This window comes from Shewanella sp. 2_MG-2023, from assembly GCF_030548905.1.
Lineage (GTDB): Bacteria > Pseudomonadota > Gammaproteobacteria > Enterobacterales > Shewanellaceae > Shewanella > Shewanella electrodiphila.
Window position 1 is genome coordinate 23,529 of the sequence record NZ_JAUOSO010000009.1, and the last position, 18,340, is coordinate 41,868.

Consider the following 18,340-nt stretch of genomic DNA (forward strand, 5'->3'; position numbering starts at 1 on the left):
GGAGCCTAAGCTCCTCTTAATATTTTCAAACCGTTTATTTACTTGGGTTTGCGCCAGAATACCGCTGACAACGCAGGTAAAATAATTATCGCACCCAACATATTTACTAAAAACATGAAAGTTAACAAAATACCCATGTCCATTTGGAACTTAAGTGCTGAAAAGAACCAAGTACTCACACCAATAGCTAAAGTTAACCCTGTAAAGATGACCGCACTACCACGTTCAACTAAGGCTTCAAAGTAGGCTTGCTGGACTGCCATACCTTGAGTAAGTTTACCTGACATGGTCGATAAAATATAAATACCGTAATCCACGCCAATACCCACACCCAATGCAATAACAGGTAATGTACTCACCGCTAAACCGATATCTAGCCACGTCATTAATGCTTGCGCTAATGTTGAAACCACATATAAAGGCACAATCACGGCGATAGTCGCTTTAATTGAACGGAAGCTGATGAGACATAAAACAAACACCGCGCCATAAACATAAATCATCATTGGTAGCTGTGCTTCGCTAACAGCCTCATTTGTCGCTGCCATCACGCCAACTGGCCCTGAAGCTAATTTAAACTGCAATGTGTCAGTATTAAGCTGCTCAGCAACTTGTTTTACTTTGGCAGTCACAACTTCAATGGTTTCTGCTTTATGATCTTTTAAGAACAAGAAAACTGGCATCACTGAACAATTACCGTTAAGTAATCCAGAGGTAGTTGGCACACGGCCTACAGCTTGCACTAAGCTCGCTGTGGTACGAGGAAGCACTTGCCATTTAGGATTACCTTCGTTGAAACCGGCATTCACTCGCTTAGAGACTGACGCTAAACTTGCGGTCGACTCAACACCTGGTGTATTGCCAACCATCCATTCAAACTGATCAATTTCATTTAGAATGGAATGATATGTACAAGCTTCAGGTGTCGCTTCAACAATCACAGTCATATAATCAGTCGTAATTGAATAATTGTCTGTTATATGGAAAGTATCTTGGTTATATCGAGAATCTAAATGAAGTGCTGGCGCACCGCCCTGCAAGTCACCAATTTTGATATTGCTTGCTTGCTGAAAACCAAAGCCGTATAGCACTGCGGTGCAAACTAGTACAATGACAGCATATTTAGGTGTCGCGAATTTTGACAAGCTGCGCCACAAACCTTCAATTTTGGCTTTTTTAACTGGATCTTCTTTTTCTGGCTTAATCGTGGTGTATGAAATCACCAAAGGCAATAGAATGAGATTGGTTAAAATAATAACAGCCACACCCAGTGAAGCTGAAATAGCGAGTTCTCGGATAATACCAATATCAATCGCCAATAACGTTAAAAAACCAACGGTATCTGATAATAGCGCTACGCCGCCCGGCACTAATAAACTGCGAAATGCCGATGCTGAAGCTGCTTTGGTATTTTGACCATCGAGTACACGACGTCTAACAGCATTGATCATTTGAACGCCATGACTAACGCCAATTGCGAACACTAAAAACGGTACTAGAATTGACATAGGATCTAAGCCAAAACCGACCACAGTTAATAACCCTAGCTGCCAGAAAACAGCGACAAGGCTGCACACAAGTGGGAGAACCGTTAGAATTAACGACTTAGAAAATAAATACACCATGACTGCAGTAATCAAAATCGCAATCAAGAAAAACAGTAATACGCCTTTTGCCCCTTCTGCGACATCACCTGCCATTTTAGCAAATCCAATAATATGGATTTTAATCGTTTCCGTTTCGTATTTGCCGCGTAATTGGTTTTCTAATTGTTTAGCGAATTGAATCGTGTTGAGTGGTTTAGTCGTAATATCTTTTTCAGCACCTTCAGACTCGGCCATTTCTTCGTCTGTTTTAGCCACAAAATCCATTAACTGCGCTGTTAACATCGCTGATGAATAATCATTTGATACTAAACGACCAACAATACCTGCCTTTTCCACATTGTCACGAACAACATTCAGGCCATATTCATCGTTACGAAAATCTGCAGGTATCACTGGTCCGCCAGCAAAACCATCTTCAACAACTTCAGTAAAACGTGTTGAAGGAGAATATAAAGACTTAACTTGGGAACGCTCTACACCCGGGATAAAAAACAGTTCATCATGAACCTGTTTCAGGGTTTCGAAATATTCAGGATTAAATATATCACCGCTAGTGTCTTCAACAGACACCATAATCCTATTCGCACCACCAAAATCTTTTTGATGCTTTGTATAGGTTTTCATGTACTCATGATTAAGCGGTATGTTTTTACTAAAAGCCGCATCCATTTTTAATTGGCTTGCTTGATAACCAAGAAAAAGTGTAATTAACATGAATGACAAAATCACCCACATGCGGTTTCTGAAAAGATGGGTTTCAAATCCATTGACCAGTTTTTCTAACATCTTATCGGCCCTATTATTGTTGTTTTATTTTTACACTAACTTAGTGTTTATTTTGCTCAATTTACACCGTAACCGTATCTTCCAGACACGTTTACTTGCCCCGTCACTGAACAAATCCATCGTAAAGCTTAAGCGACTCTATTTGAGCTGAAATAAACCTTTTGAACCAGCAAACCAAACTTGACCTTGATTATCACTTTCAATAGCGACGATATTTTCGCCTTGTCTACGTGCAATGATATTAGCTGTATCAGTATTATCTAACTCGATAACAACACCTGCGTTACCAACAAGGTACAAAGATCCAGAATCAGTAATATAAGCGTTATTAATTGAAGACTTCACCGGTAAAGCGATTTCTTGCCATTGACTGAATTGCTTATCGGTTTTGAAAACATGGCCACGCAAGCCCATGACAAACACTGCGGCATCTGTTTCTATAGCATTAAACATTGAACCTTCATAATCAAAAGGCTGTGTAACAAACGTTACGCCATTATCATCTGATGTGGCGACAAGTCCTAATTCACCTACCATCAACAGTCGATTATCAGCTAATTGGATGACACGGTTAAAGTGAGGTAATAACGCTGATCTTTCTGATAAATATAAAGCTTCATCTTCAGCTTTTAAATCAGCAAGATATGAGACATCTTCAGGGAATAGTAATTCTTCATGAAACTCTTGAACCCAATTCTTGCCACCATCAGCTGTGCGATAAAACAAACCATACGCGCCAACGGCAATACCTTCATTTTCATTAAAAAATAAAATATCCAAAAGCGGTTTTTCAACTTCTGTAGATTGGAATTGTACTTGCCAAGTTAACCCACCATCTTCAGTGTGAATGATGGTTGCATCATGACCTACCGCCCAGCCTTGTTTTTCATTTAAAAAGAACACTTTGGTTAATTGGGAAATTACAGGTGAACTCACTTGTTGCCAATCTTGTTGTTTAACTAACACATGACCGCGTTCACCCACCGCAACAAGGTTTTCACCTGCTTTGGCAATATCTAGGACTAATGAAGACTCAGCGAGTGGCTGTATTTGAACGGTAAGAGGATCGAATTGAGCATGGACTGGCGCAGTAGAAATTAAACAACCTAAGCTGATTGCGACAACATTGCGAAGTGTGCGAAACGACATACAAACTTCCTTAGAAATAATAGGGGCGCAATGCGCCCCATAAAGGTCTTAGCGAATACCTGCGCGACGTAATGCGTCAGGTGTGAAATTAGCTTCAGAAAGCTTAGCATCGAAATCGTACATGCGGCCTTCATTATCTAATCCCATTGCTAAATATCGACGAGATTGTAAATCGTGGAAAATTTCTAACGTGCTCCAATGTGTTGGAACTTCGTAGTAGTTAATCGAATGTGCTGTACCTACACGGTATAACTCATCACGGTTATCGTACATATCCGTTAGCGAAACCTGCCATGAATCTTCATCGATATAGAAAACACGTGTTTTATAAATATGACGCATGCCATCTTTAAGGGTTGCTTTAACTTCCCAAACACGGTGCTTTTCCCAACGAGCAAATTCAGGGTTGATATGACCTGGTTTTAAGATTTGATCATATTCAAGTGAATCTGAATGAAGTTTGTAATCGTTGTAAGGGATATAAAGCTCTTTCTTGCCGACCAGTTCCCAGTTATAACGCACAGGAGATCCGTTAAACATATCGAAATCATCAGTTGTTCTTAGACCATCAGACACTGTACCTGGTGTATCAAAGGCAACATTTGGCGCTTTACGAACACGGCGTTGACCTGTGTTATAAGTCCAAGCTTGGCGCGGAAGTGCTTCTTGATCCATTGTCTCTTTAACAAGCAAAGCAGTACCTGCAAGACGCGCAGGTTGACGTACAACTTGTTTAAAGAAGAACAAAGTATTTGATTCTTTTAATTGATCCAGAGTCACTTCAGGACGGCTGTAGCTAAAGCGAATTTCTTCAGCCGTTTCAATTAATGTATAAGAACCACCTGCCGTTGGAGCCGCTTGGCTACGAGCAGTTTTGATATCAACACCACGATAACGCAGGATGTGGTTCCAAATCACTTCTAAACCATTATTTGGAATTGGAAATGGCACACTAATAGAAGCGCCACTTACACCGTTACCATTAGCAACCAACTCTGCATTTAAGGCGTTAGCTTTAGTTGCATCATAGACATACTGAGGTAAAGAAGCCGTACGACGACTTTCATACACATTCATTTTGTATGTATCTGGGTATAATTCAAAAAGCTTGTTTTGACCCGGCGTTAAAAATTCAGCGTACTGTGCTTTGTTAGCATTTGTAATGGTGAACAAAATTTTATCAGAAGGAAAAGGATCTGGATGATGCATTCCCTTTTCATAGCCAGCAACTGGAGAAGTAATACCATTATCCCAAGCAGGGATAGAACCGTCAGCATTACCCGCTTTAACAGCACCTATTGGCGTAAGTTCATTACCCAATTTAGCTGCTTCAGCTTCAGATACTTTCGCCATCGCTGCCGGCGCACTAAACGCCATGATCATTGCAGCCGATAATATCGTCAGTTTCTTCATTATTATTATCCTTCTAGATAGAATACTTGACGTTAAACGAGACGTAATCTCGGTCAGTCATTGCATTTGTTGTTCCTACACCACCAAAGAAGTTGTTGTAAGAAATATCTGCTCCCCAGCGGCTGCGATAATCAAAACTAACGCCTAAAGCAACTGATTTACGACCTTCAGTAAATAAGAACATTGGATCAGGAGTGATACCGTCTACATCGTGAGAGAAAATCACACGTGGAGACATGTTCACGCCAGCAAAGATATTATTGTAGTCAGCTTTAGCCACTAAACGATAACCCCAAGCAAAATCAGTTGGGAATGGATTCGTTTCAGGACCATCATGCAAGGCTTCGATAATACCTGGCATATCAGGGTTACCACCTGAACGCGCGGTTCCAGGACCATTTAAGCGTAGTTCATCAAAACCAGGCATGTCATGGATCCACACACCACCGACTTCAGCAAGCATGGTTAAATTATCTGTTCCAAAGGTAGGACCAAATAAATGTGTCAATGTAAATTGAGCTTGAGTCGTATCGGATAAAATGAAACCATCAATGGTTTCACCAGCCTCTACACCTTCAATTTGCGACACACCATCTAAATCAGGGCGTATACCAGCATTAGCAAGTTGCTGTGGCATACCTGCAAATAACAGTTCAACGTCATCAATTTGTAATGGTTCATCAACACGGTGAGAAACTTCACCCGCAACAGATGTGTCACCGACTAAGGTGTTAAAACTCGCGCCGTACAATTGAATATCTTCAGGGTATACCACTTGAGCCTTAGTAAACGATTCCATACTAAGCATCAACTCACGGTCAATTTCACCGCCACTTGCAGCTAAACGGCCGTAGTCTCTTGCTAAAGCTTCACTGCTAAAGTTAGATGCTGTACCGCTGATAATAGGGCGGCGACTGTGATAATTCATGTAGTACAAGCCAAATTCAGTTTCACCTAAACTCGGCGCGTAATAACCTAACTTGATACCGTATTGACCATCATCACTTGGTTCTGCTTCATCTTGAAGTAAAGCCACTTTAGTAGCATATGGCACCATGTAAGCTGCGAATGCAGGATCAAAACTAGCCGCAGCTGCTGCACCATAAAGCGCGGCATACTCAGACATTAAAAAATCAAGATTGATATCAGGGTTTGAGTTGAAACCTAACTGAGCGTTTTGGTTATAACCACCAAAACCAACAAAGTCATTGGTTGCAAAGTTAGAACCCGCAGATGGAACCCAAACTGGCTCCCAATCATATTGATAATAAGCTTCAACATTTAAATTTTCGGTAACACCTAACGATGCCCAAACCATTCCTTGCGGACGGAAAGCTTCTTTAAGTTCAGCACCAGGTGTATTCAAGATATTTAAATCAACGGGGTTAATGACACCAATACCGTGAGGAATTAATGTGCTTTCACCCCAAGAAACAACTTGGTTACCGATACGAACTGATAATGGGTTTTTACCATCATTTAAGTCAAAGTTACCGTAAACAAATGCATCTAATAAACGAATGTCTTTACATTGAACTTCTTCTGCTCGGCTATCCTCACAAGGATCATATTCTTTGCCAGTCAATGGATCGTTATAATCAAAATCGCCATCACTTAATTTGCGATCATAAAAATACATGCCACGTACAAACAAACCGAAGTTCTTATATTCTAAAGATAGCTCATGCAAACCTTTAAAACGTTCAGAGGTAGTGTCACCCTGAGAATAGAGTAAGTTACTTAAGTCGTTGTTACTTGAGTATGAACCAGGCTGGCCCCAAATTTGAGCTGAAGAGTAGATAGGCGTTTGCCCAAATGGCGCACCGAAACCAGAATAACCAGACCAATCAAACTGTGGCTGGTTAACTTTACCGATTTGGCCTTCCCAATCACGCTCAGAAACACGCCAGCTTGCGCCGACTGTCCATGTTGAGTCAAAGGTGCCTTGTACTTCACCCCAATCAAATGATACAGCATTAGCGCTACTGCTCATCCCTAAAGTCAATGCCGACACCACCCCCAAAGCGAGTGCCGACTTGTTAAAGCGTCTTTTAACAATATTCATTTTTGCTTCTCTCCGTAACCTGCCGGATTCGTTGTTATAGGATTTGAACCAACATTTTGTTAGCCTGCAGGCAACACCATTGTTACAGCAATTAACATCATTGAGCAAGTTCAAAAAACAGAAAATTTGTTAACGAATTGGTGCAGTTAGGAGAAATTAATACAGAATAATCGAACGCTTATTTGAATTGGATCACACGAATTGACTACAAGCAGTAAAAATGAAATAAAAACAAAACTTTTTCAACAGGTTACATAAAACCAAGTGAAGCTAAATCACCATTTAACAATCAATTGGTCGTTTGAAGTAATTACTCTAAACTTTATTAAGAGAAATAAATTTTCCAGCAGGTTCTAGTTGCAAAATGAATTGCCCCTGTATCCCTGCAGAGGTCACAAATGGTCTAAAATATTTACCATTTATGTGTAAAATTTTGCCATTAATATCCTTTACCTCGACATTTTTAACTGTGCCTTGGTAATAAGGAAGAAAATCTTTAAAACTGATGTACATTGAAAATATAAATTGCATAACTCAATTACTACAAATTATAGAGTGAAATAATGATAGGCAACGATCTAGCATTTAAAATGATAAACCGTCACCCAATTTTAGATTAAGCGTGTTCTAACGCCTTTTCTACTTTCTCAAACAAATCTTTCGATAGGTTAGGTAGCGCTTTTAATCGTAATAAACAGGCTTTCATTTTTTGTTGGCGGCCATCATCAAATTTACTGAACTGAATAAGTGGTGTGATCATTCTGGCAGCAATTTGCGGGTTCAACTCATTCAGTTTAACCAAGATATCCGTTAAGTATTCGTAACCACTGCCGCTCGCATCATGGAACTGGTAAGTATTTGCAGCGACAAAGAAGCCAATTAACGAACGCACTCTATTTGGATTGTTAAAGCTAAAACTTTCATGTTCAGTGAGTGCTTTGATTTTTGTTAAGACTTCAGGCGTGTTTTGTGAAGCTTGTAAACTAAACCATTTATCCATAACCAGTGGCGTTGAAACCCACTTTTGCTCAAAGTCTGCCATCAACGTTTGTTGACAAGTTAACTGACCTGAAACCGCAGCTTTAAGTGCAGCTAGGCTATCGGTCATATTCGTAGCTGCATGATATTGCTCAGTCACTAAGCCTTCATATTCTGATGACACACGCGATAACAATACTAAACAGATATTCTTAAAGGCTCGCGAAGCTGCATTATCTTCCTTAATCAATGAACGATAACGCGTCACTAACTCATCTAAACAGGCTTCAGCAAGTTCATCGATAACAAATTCTCTAGCAGCTTGTAAAGCATCTAAGTCGACAGTTTCAACCTGTTCAATTAAAGCAGCCGCACTCGGGAATGCCAGTATTTCTGCCACTAACGCTTTGTCTAAGCTTTCATCTAGAATAATGCCTCTTATTGCTTCAATCACTCTAGCATCGAGATGCATTGCCTCTTTAGCAACTAAACTGGCGACATTTTGCCAAACAGCTTGGCTGAATAAACCAACAGAAGCTTCCCAACGTGCTACTTCGCTTGATGCAAAACGTGTTAGATGTACAAGTTGGTCAACATTAAATTCATAATCTAAGCGAACTGGTGCTGAAAAATCTTGCAGTAAAGAAGGCACTGGCATTGCGTCAATATTATCAAATACAAATGTCTGTTCAGCTTCTTTCACATCAAGCACTTGGTTTGTTAAAGGTTGACCAGCAGAATTCAATAGCTCAAGGCTGAATGGAATATGCAGAGGGTTTCCTTTCACTCCTTGAGAAGTAACCGATTGACTGACAGTTAACTGGTACTGCTTGTTATCTGCATCATATTGATCAACCACAGTCACCACAGGGGTACCGGCTTGGCTGTACCAATTTCTGAATAAGGTTAAGTCGATACCACTCGCCGTTTCCATTGCATTGACGAAATCATCACAAGTTACCGCTTGGCCATCATGGCGTTCAAAATAACATTTCATCCCTAACTGGAAATTTTGCTCACCTAATATGGTATGCATCATCCGAATAACTTCAGCGCCTTTGTTATAAACAGTCACGGTATAGAAGTTATTCATTTCAATAACAGATTCAGGACGAATTGGATGCGACATAGGGCCTGCATCTTCAGCGAACTGTTGATTCTTCATGACGCGAATGGCTTGAATACGATTGACAGCACGAGAGCCTAAATCTGAACTGAACTCTTGATCTCTAAATACCGTTAAGCCTTCTTTTAAGCTTAACTGGAACCAGTCACGACACGTCACACGGTTACCGGTCCAGTTATGGAAATACTCATGGCCAACAACCGATTCAATACCATGATAATCTTCATCTGTCGCACTGGCAGTATCAGCTAATACGTATTTAGTGTTAAACACGTTTAAGCCTTTATTTTCCATCGCGCCCATATTGAAAAAATCAACGGCAACAATCATATAAATATCGAGGTCGTATTCTAAATCAAAACGGCTTTCATCCCATTCCATCGATTTTTGTAACGACACCATTGCATGGTCAGCTTTATGCAAGTTTCCTTTATCTACAAATACTTGCAGTTTTACCTCTCGGCCACTACGAGTAATAAACTTATCTTCAAGTAAATCGAAGTCTCCTGCTACAAGGGCAAATAAATAGCTAGGTTTTGGGAATGGATCTTCCCAACGCACAAATTGACGAGATTCACTCACATCGCCCTTTTCAACCAAATTACCATTGCTTAATAAAAACGGGAATGCCGCTTTGTCAGCTTCGATTCTTACCGTATAGATAGCTAAAACATCAGGACGGTCAAGGAAGTAAGTGATCCTTCTGAAGCCTTCAGCTTCACATTGGGTACAGTAAGCGCCATCAGACATATATAAGCCTTCTAGGCTTGAGTTTGCTTCAGGATCTTGCTTAGTAACGAGCATTAACTCAAAATCATTTAAAGAGGTGCTGATAGATAATTGGTTATCTTTTTCTTGGTAATCAGCTGGCTCGCCATTGATATGCACAGACACTAAATTAATTTGCTCGCCTACTAGCACCAATGCTTCGCTGTGCTCGCCTACCCTTTGTATTTTGCTTATCGCAATAACTTCAGTGTCTGAACCCTTTAAATTAAAATCTAACTCGATGTGACTAATAGTGAAAGTCGGTGCTTGATAGTCTTTTAAATGTTTTGCTTGAGCTTGAGTCATAAATAATCCTTGAATAACACTTAGCATTTAACGGGCATAAAATTTACATAATAAAAAACGCGCTAAAAGCGCGTTTTTTGACAATGAAATAGCGTTTATTTCACTGCAGATTTTTTAGCATCAACCATGTCTAGGGTGATTAATGCTGTTTCTTCTAAAAACGCATCCGGTACTTCTAATTCGTCTTCTTCAGACTCTTCAGCATCTGCCGTTTCGTTTTCAGCAACTTCTGTTGATTCTGCATCAGTTTCAGTGGCTTCTTCATCTTCTTCATCAAGTGATGCTAAAGGCTCAAGACCATTTTTAACACGACGCTCATTAGTGCGGTCAAGAATACGCTTTTCATCTTCTTCACGAGAAGCAATGCGCTCACTTTCCACTAATGAAATCGTTTTATCATCATGATGCTTTTTAAATTCAGCAATATCATCAAAGATATAACCAAATTCTACATCGGTTTTGATACGCTGCTGATGCTTGGTATCAAGTTTAGATACCAATTCAGGGTAGATATTACCTAAAGTACCGTATTGCGCTACCGGAACTTTATCCCATGGTAATGCGTTCTTCTCTTCAGATTCACCATATTCACCAGGCTCAAGTGCACTAGGGAAATTGATATCTGGAGTAACCCCTTTTAACTGTGTACTACCGCCATTAATACGGTAAAACTTAGCAATGGTGTACTGTACATGCCCAATAGGTTTTTCGTACATATCATAAATGCGACCTAAGCTTTTATGCTGCTGAACTGTACCTTTACCAAAGCTCGCCTCACCTACAATCAATGCACGATCATAATCCTGAAGCGCTGCAGCAAAAATCTCTGATGCTGAGGCACTGTAGCGATCAACCATAACTGTTAATGGTCCGCTATAGGCACTTTTACCGTCATTATCACGGTTTTGAGTAACTCGGCCATTAGCATCACGGATTTGAACCACTGGTCCCATATCAATGAATAAACCAGTCAGTAATGTCGCTTCGGTTAATGCACCGCCGCCATTACCACGTAAATCAATGATAATACCTTCAACGTTATCTTCTTTTAATTTAGCAATTTCTTTTTCTACATCAACGGATAAGTTCATGTAAAAACCCGGAATTTGAATAACACCGACTTTACGGTTAGCGTATTCGCCTTCAGTAGGCTCAACAACTTTAGAGGTTGCAGCGCGATCTTCTAAGCGAATTTTGTCACGAACAATCGTCACTTCAAATGCTTTCGCGTTTGCGCCACCTTTGTTAGGCAAAATTTGAAGATTAACTTCACTGCCTTTAGGGCCTTTAATTAATTCAACAACATCATCTAATCGCCACCCGATGACATCGACTATCTCTTCGTCTTTTTGACCGACACCAATAATTTTGTCTTCTGGAGATAGTTTTTCACTGCTCGCGGCAGGACCACCAGCAACTAAGCTTTTAATTACCGTGTAATCATCATCCATTTGCAACACTGCACCAATACCTTCAAGGCTTAGGTTCATTTCCATTTGGAAACGTTCAGCATTACGTGGAGAGAGATAACTTGTATGAGGTTCAACAGTGCGTGCAAAGGCATTCATAACACCTTGGAACACATCTTCACTGTGAGTTTGACTTAAACGTTTGATGGCATTGTTGTAACGCTTGCCAAGAATTTCGACTGTTTCTTCCCAGTCTTTATCAGCAAGTTTTAAATTTAATGCATCGTATTTGACACGTTGGCGCCAAAGTTCATTTAATTCTGCTTCATCTTTTGGCCATGTAGCTTCTTCGCGGTCAAACTCATAGGCATCATCGGCTTCTGTGAAGTCGAATTCTTTGTCTAATAAAGTCAGTGCGTAAGCAAAACGTTCATAGCGACGTTGTTGCAATAAAGAGAACATAGTGAAAGCAGGTTCGATATTGCCTGTTTTGACCATATCGTCAAACAGATGTTGATATTGTTTAAAGCTATCAACATCTGCTTGTGTAAGCACATTACGTCTGAAATCTAGCTGTTGCAGATAACGATCATAAATCAACTCAGAAAAAGCATCATCAAGTTCAAAGCGATGGTAATGAGAGCGTGTGAATAAATTCGTTACCCTCTTACTCGCAACCTTGTGTTGAGGCTCTTGCTCAAGTTTAGGTAACTCGTTGATTTGAATAGTTGGTGAAATTGCCCAAGCCGAAAAACCGACAAATAAAGTGGCAATCGACGCAGCCAAAGTGAGTTTTCGCATCAACAAGTTACTCCTTAAATGATCACGATAATAAAATATGCTCTGCACGTACTTTAACGACTAAACCAGAATCAAGCTGTACATGGACATCTTCTTTCTTGATATCAGTGATAACGCCAGCGACAGGATTTTGTCCTAACTTGACACTAACACGTTGTTTTTGTTTAAGCTCGTCAAATTTTGCAGGGACATAATTAACTTTTGGTGCAGCAGGCTTTTTAGGCTTAGCTGGGCGGTCTTTCTTAACAGGAGCTGCTTTTGAAGAAGGTGCTTTTTTAGCTGGCTTCTTAGGATTTGCTTTAGCAGCTTGTGCTTGACGCTTAGCCTTGGCTTTTTCTTGACCTTCTTTTAAAGTCTGCTGAGCATGATCGATATGCTCTTGCTCAAGTTCGCCACAGTCTTGTCCGTCAAGATCAATACGTTGAACGCCGGCTTTAACACCTTTAAGGTAGCGCCAGCTACTTGTATAACGTCTAAGTGCAACACGCAGTTGTGTTTTACTTACTTTAGAATCATCAGCCAACCTTTCAGCTAAATCTTGAAACAACCCAATTTTTAATGGCTTAGTTTCACCTTCTGCAATAAAGCATAAAGGAAATGTTTCATATAAATACGCTAAAACTGCGTTGGTGTCGGTCAACTTGTCTGTTGATTCCATTTTTACTTCCACGTTATATAAGGGGACTGGTTTATAGCTATCTTAGCTAGTTACAGTCGTTTATCTTTCGTTAAACAGAGTCTTGCTTAACGTTCAAATTAGCATTTCCTACATGATTGCTAAAGCAATTGAAACATGCCCTAACAAATTAACTTACTTGCCTGCATATTTACAGTAAATAAATTTTAAACATAGTAATGCGTGCAGCTCAGTATTATAAAGCCCATGTCAGCGATTGCGACCTGCAATTTAGCTTATTTGTTCGCAAATTAAGCAAATAAGCAAGATTCGAAGCTTTTAACTAAGATTTCTAAGCCTTTTTGATCATCTTTATCAAAACGATTCAAAGAAGGACTATCAATATCTAACACAGCTATGACATTTTTCCCGTCATGAACTGGCACTACAATTTCCGAATTACTGGCTGCATCGCAAGCAATATGACCTTCAAATTGGTGGACATCTTCAACAAGTTGAGTTTCATCTAAGGCTGCAGCTGTGCCACATACACCTTTGCCAATCACAATGCGTGTACAAGCAACTTTTCCTTGAAATGGTCCTAACACTAATTGGTCGTTGCGCTTAATATAAAAGCCAACCCAATTGATATCATCCAAATTGTCATTTAATAAGGCTGAGAAATTTGCCATACCAGCAATTAAGTCGTCTTCGCCTTCCATTAAGGCCAACACTTGTCTGTTCAAGGTGTCATACATTTCAGCTTTCATTTTACTTCCTAACTATTCTTTTATTCTGCTGCCGCTTTTTTGGGTGCTTTTTTGGCTGCAGGTTTAACTGCAGGCTTAGCTTTTACGACGCCTTTGAGTAGATTTGCGAGTTCATCTTTATTAGATGCAAGATAAAAAGCAAGTTTCTCTACACTATTTTCGTCAATTTTTAACTCAGCGCTAGTAATAAAAGGAACTAAGTTATCCGCAATATCGAGCATTTTGTCATAGGCATCGGCTTCTTTTTTAGATGTGAACGTCATCTTTTCCACCCCTTCTCTGACCACGACAAACTTTGTAATTACCGCCATGATTAACCTCCTACTGTTTTTATATACAGTGCATAGAGTGTCATAGAACTAACTTCTGATGCAAGTATTCTGATTATTCTGGTATTATCTCATTTCATTGTAACTCGAATCATGATGAATAAACTCAGATAGTGGTCATAATTAGTCACAATAAGTGGCTATAATATGTCTCAACTTGGATCATTGTTTCGCTGCTCATATTTACTAAATGGATGGTTTTAGCTTTTATATGCCCAAAAATTTAGATCAAGACACTATTATATTGTGCCGCTCTTGTGATTTAGCTGTGCAGCGCCGTGCTTTGCCCTCTAATGTTCGTGCATTATGTCCACGTTGTCATACGGCACTGTATGATGTGCCATATTGCTCTTTAAATGGCATGCTTGCTCTATGTATTGCAGCCATTCTGTTTTATATCCCTGCTAATTTTCTTCCCGTGCTTGAAATACATTTTTTAGGCAGTATTCGAGCAACCACAGTTTATGAAAGTGCATTTGCTGTTTGGGTTCAGGGTTACTGGATTGTTGCTGTCGCCGTTATCGCTGCAGCGGTCGTCGCTCCAGGATTACTTATATTGTCGATATTGCTGCAAATTATCATTGTAAAGCGCCGACTTCATTCTGCTTTTTGGCAACAAACATATCGTAAATTGCTGAAAAACCATGGCGTACTTTCTCAATTAACAATGTTAGAAATCTATGTCATTTCTTTTTTAGTCGCAGCATTCAATTTATCTGACTTTTCAGATATCTATTTAGGCATGGGCACTTTTTGTTTTGGGATGTTATTTTTGGTTATCCTGTTCTTACAGCGAGAATATAACTTAGAACATATGTGGAGAATGGTTCATGACGAATAATACTTCACACTCAACGACTCAAGCGTCAACGTGTACTGAGTCTACAAGTACTGAGACAAAGATGTTGCAAGAAGATAACGCCACTAACAAATCCAATCTTGGCCAACAAGGTAAAGATATTGGCATGACGCTTTGCGGTACATGTCGCAATATTAACCCTATCGACCAAGGGCATTGTAGCCGTTGCCATTCTAAAATTCAGCCGCGCAATTATCAAAGCCTACAACAAAGCTGGGCATTACTAATTACCGCCGCCATATTATTAATACCCGCTAATATTTACCCAATCACAATGCTAACTAACCAAGGCAAAGTGACCTACGACACGATTTTTACTGGCATTGTACATTTGGTTCATTCAGACATGATCCCAATCGCGATTATCGTCTTTACCGCCAGTATTTTAGTGCCATGGTTAAAGATTGTAGGCTTGGCGATATATTTGTCAGCAATCAGTTTTAATCTGCCCGTTTCAAAAAAGAAGCTCATGGTGGGATTTCATATTATTGAGTGGATTGGTCGATGGTCTATGCTTGATTTATTCGTTATTGCTTTAACAGTGGCAGTAGTGAATATGGGACAACTTCTTGATGCAAAACCTGCACCTGCAGCAACAGCCTTCGCGCTGGTCATTTTATTGACCCAGTTAGCTGCAAAGGTACTTGATACACGTTTACTTTGGGATCGCTTGGAAAAAAACAATGACACGAATTGAATCACCAAAAGTCGTTAAAAAGAAACTCTTCTCTCCAATTTGGTTACTGCCAATTGTGGCTCTCGTACTGGGAGCTTGGCTTGGAGTGAAAAGTATCAAAGAGTCAGGAATTGAAATACAAGTTCATTTCCCCAGTGCCATTGGTATTGATGTTGGTAAAACCTTAGTAAAATACCAAGGATTAACTGTTGGTAAAGTCACTGACATCAGCCTTGATAAGGACTTATCAGGGGTAAATGTCAAAATTGTGATGGATTATCGCTCTGATCCTTTCCTAAATAAGAACACCCTTTTTTGGCTGGTTACGCCAAAAGCCAGTATTACGGGAATTGAAGGGTTAGATACCCTATTTTCAGGAAATTATATTGCGATTGAACCGGGTGATGGTAGTTCAACATCTGAGTTCATTGCATCCACTGAAGCCCCGTCAATGATCCCCAATGAAGAAGAAGGTATCGTTGTTAAGCTAACGACCCCAACTTTAGGTTCATTAGATGTAGGCTCTTTAGTGTTTTACCGCCAAGTACCTGTCGGTAAAGTCGTTAATTATCGTTTGATAGACAGTGACACTATTATCATTAGCACGTTTATTGAGCAGCAGTATGCTCACCTTGTTAACCAGAATTCGCAATTTTGGAATGTGTCAGGACTTAAAATTGATGCCTCACTTTCTGGTATAAAAGTAAATACTGAAAGTTTAGCGTCATTGCTCGCTGGCGGGATTAGTTTTAACTCTGATACTAAAGCGGACAAAGCAATCACCGGCGATAATTACGTTTTATATCCAGATGAAGAAAGCGCTGTAAAAGGGGTTGAGTTTGTATTAACAGCAGATAATGCCGATGAGATTAACCAAGGCTCTGCACTGGTATATCGCGGTATTGAAGTCGGTAAGGTTCATCAAACTCAACTGACTGAAAATGGCGTTAAGTTTTCAGCTAAGTTTGATATTGAATATCAACACCTTTTAAATGCTGATAGTCAGTTTTGGGTAGCGGGTGCTGATATTTCAATGGATGGAGTTAAGCATGTTAGTCGCTTACTGACAGGTAGCGTCGTTAATGTACTTCCTGGTGTATCTGACGAAACATTACCTGAGAAATTTACATTACTTAAGCAATCACCAGACTTATTGAATGACAGTAAACTCAAGATCCAGCTCAGCTCTGATGAGCATAGTGGTCTCACTGCAGGAGCTGAAGTTCGATACAAACAAATGCCAATTGGTGAGATCACTCGAGTGACCTTTACTAAAGATTTTAGTGGCGTTGAGTACCAGGTAGAGATCCTGCCTGAATATAAAGGTCTTATCACTACCGATAGTCATTTTGTGTCTGAATCAGCATTAACCATAGATGCTTCACTCGATGGTGTTAGTGTGACCACCCGTGACTTAAACACTGTTATAGCCGGTGCAGTTTCATTAGTCAGAGGCAAAACCAAAGCGTTAGTAAGAGCAAATAGCCAATTTGCACTTTACCGTTCAACAGATCATGCTACTGCGACATTAAGTAAAAATAGTGTCACCACGCTAACCCTTGACAGTATCGATGGCGCAGGCCTTTCAGACGGCTCACCGATTTATTATAAAAAAATGCAAATCGGTAAAGTAACTGAAGTTAATTGGAATAATAAAACAGACCAGTTTTCTATTAGCCTCGCGATTCAAAATAAATTTAGTCAGCTAATACGAGATAATAGTGTCTTCTGGCGCAATGATGCTGCCAGTATTAATGCGAGTTTATCCGGTGTTGAAGTGAATGTGGCACCACTTGAAGGGGCGCTAAAAGGCAGTTTAAGTTTAGGGCTGTTAAGTGATGAGCTAATCGGAAATCAACAAAGATTATACGATTCAAAAGAGCTAGCCTTGAAACAAGCGCAAACGATTACGTTAGTTTTACCTGCTGAAGCAAAAGTAGCAGCTAAAGCCGCGATTCGATATCAAGGGCATCAGATTGGTGTCGTTCAGCAAGTAAAGCTTAACCAAGATCTTGATACATTAACGGCAAGCGCTTATTTATATGGAGAGTATGCAGGTCACTTCACTAAAGCTGATACAGAATACTTTATTGTCGATGCGCAAATTTCATTAGCAGGCATTAAAGCGCCTGAAACCTTGATAACGGGTCCGTATATCGGTGTGATACCCGGTAAAGTCAGCGATGCTATAGATACTTTTGAGGCTCATTTATCAGCTCGTTATGATGCTGACATTGAAGATGATGCTTTAACGCTCATACTTGAAGATAGCCAACTTGGCTCGATAAAAGTGGGCACGCCAATATTCTTTAGAGGTATTTCAATCGGTCAAGTTGATGGTTATACATTGTCGGATAACGGCAACAAAGTCTTAATGTATTCACACATTGAAAAGCAATACACCCACCTAGTAAACCAAAGCAGTCGTTTTTGGGATGCTTCTGGTATTAAATTAGAAGTGGGTATTTTCTCTGGTGCGCAAATTGAAACGGGTTCACTAGAAACATTACTGTCAGGTGGTATATCAGTTGTTACTGAGGATGTGACTTCAGAGCAGAATAAACTATCAGATAATAGCCGTTTTGATCTTTATAACAAGATGAAAGAAGAATGGCGCAGATGGCAGCCTGAACAGGTAAAGCCATAAAATGTGCAATCCAAAAAAGTCGGCATATGCCGACT

At 39.9% G+C, this 18,340-nt stretch carries 13 protein-coding genes; 3 read left to right on the top strand and 10 right to left on the bottom strand.

Translation table 11 applies throughout. The annotated features are described in order from the left end of the window. Positions 1-38: 38 nt before the first annotated feature. The 10 genes from Q4600_RS10500 to Q4600_RS10545 all read right to left on the bottom strand — a co-directional run bounded on the left by Q4600_RS10500 (position 39) and on the right by Q4600_RS10545 (position 14,105). Positions 39-2,393 (bottom strand): RND family transporter, encoded by a 2,355-nt coding sequence (locus tag Q4600_RS10500; protein WP_102528741.1) that lies wholly within the window; start codon positions 2,391-2,393, stop codon positions 39-41. 138 nt (positions 2,394-2,531) lie between these two features. Then, entirely contained in the window at positions 2,532-3,542 is a 1,011-nt protein-coding gene (locus Q4600_RS10505) for a YCF48-related protein (protein WP_229370312.1), read from the bottom strand. A gap of 48 nt (positions 3,543-3,590) precedes the next feature. Continuing rightward, complete coding sequence (locus Q4600_RS10510) at positions 3,591-4,955, bottom strand: DUF1329 domain-containing protein (RefSeq protein ID WP_102528739.1); 1,365 nt, start codon at positions 4,953-4,955, stop codon at positions 3,591-3,593. A gap of 13 nt (positions 4,956-4,968) precedes the next feature. Continuing rightward, the gene (locus Q4600_RS10515) at positions 4,969-7,020 is read right to left on the bottom strand and encodes a DUF1302 domain-containing protein (protein ID WP_303516077.1); all 2,052 of its coding nucleotides are present in this window, start codon (positions 7,018-7,020) and stop codon (positions 4,969-4,971) included. 315 nt (positions 7,021-7,335) lie between these two features. Continuing rightward, positions 7,336-7,551 carry a DUF2835 domain-containing protein gene (locus Q4600_RS10520; RefSeq protein WP_102528737.1) on the bottom strand — a complete coding sequence of 72 codons (216 nt, stop codon included), beginning with the start codon at positions 7,549-7,551 and terminating at the stop codon, positions 7,336-7,338. An 85-nt stretch (positions 7,552-7,636) separates the two neighbouring features. After that, on the bottom strand, positions 7,637-10,198 hold the full coding sequence (pepN, locus tag Q4600_RS10525) for an aminopeptidase N (RefSeq protein ID WP_303516080.1): 2,562 nt from the start codon (positions 10,196-10,198) through the stop codon (positions 7,637-7,639). A gap of 95 nt (positions 10,199-10,293) precedes the next feature. Continuing rightward, positions 10,294-12,408, bottom strand: a complete 2,115-nt coding sequence (gene prc / locus Q4600_RS10530) for a carboxy terminal-processing peptidase (RefSeq protein ID WP_303516083.1) — start codon at positions 12,406-12,408, stop codon at positions 10,294-10,296. Between the two features lie 22 nt (positions 12,409-12,430). Next, a complete protein-coding gene (gene proQ / locus Q4600_RS10535) occupies positions 12,431-13,066 on the bottom strand; it encodes an RNA chaperone ProQ (RefSeq protein ID WP_303516085.1) in 636 nt (211 codons plus the stop codon). 269 nt (positions 13,067-13,335) lie between these two features. Continuing rightward, positions 13,336-13,794 (bottom strand): GAF domain-containing protein, encoded by a 459-nt coding sequence (locus Q4600_RS10540; RefSeq protein WP_102528733.1) that lies wholly within the window; start codon positions 13,792-13,794, stop codon positions 13,336-13,338. A gap of 20 nt (positions 13,795-13,814) precedes the next feature. Further along, positions 13,815-14,105 carry a YebG family protein gene (locus Q4600_RS10545; RefSeq protein ID WP_303516090.1) on the bottom strand — a complete coding sequence of 97 codons (291 nt, stop codon included), beginning with the start codon at positions 14,103-14,105 and terminating at the stop codon, positions 13,815-13,817. 229 nt (positions 14,106-14,334) lie between these two features. Between Q4600_RS10545 and Q4600_RS10550 the strand changes: the two genes are divergently transcribed. From Q4600_RS10550 to Q4600_RS10560, 3 genes are all read left to right on the top strand, one after another. Continuing rightward, entirely contained in the window at positions 14,335-14,964 is a 630-nt protein-coding gene (locus Q4600_RS10550; protein WP_102528760.1) for a paraquat-inducible protein A, read from the top strand. Between the two features lie 61 nt (positions 14,965-15,025). Continuing rightward, a complete protein-coding gene (locus Q4600_RS10555; protein ID WP_303516273.1) occupies positions 15,026-15,679 on the top strand; it encodes a paraquat-inducible protein A in 654 nt (217 codons plus the stop codon). Beyond that, positions 15,666-18,305: an MlaD family protein gene (locus Q4600_RS10560; RefSeq protein ID WP_303516093.1), complete on the top strand. Its 2,640-nt coding sequence runs from the start codon at positions 15,666-15,668 to the stop codon at positions 18,303-18,305. Before Q4600_RS10555 ends, Q4600_RS10560 begins: the two co-directional genes overlap by 14 nt. Positions 18,306-18,340 lie beyond the last annotated feature (35 nt).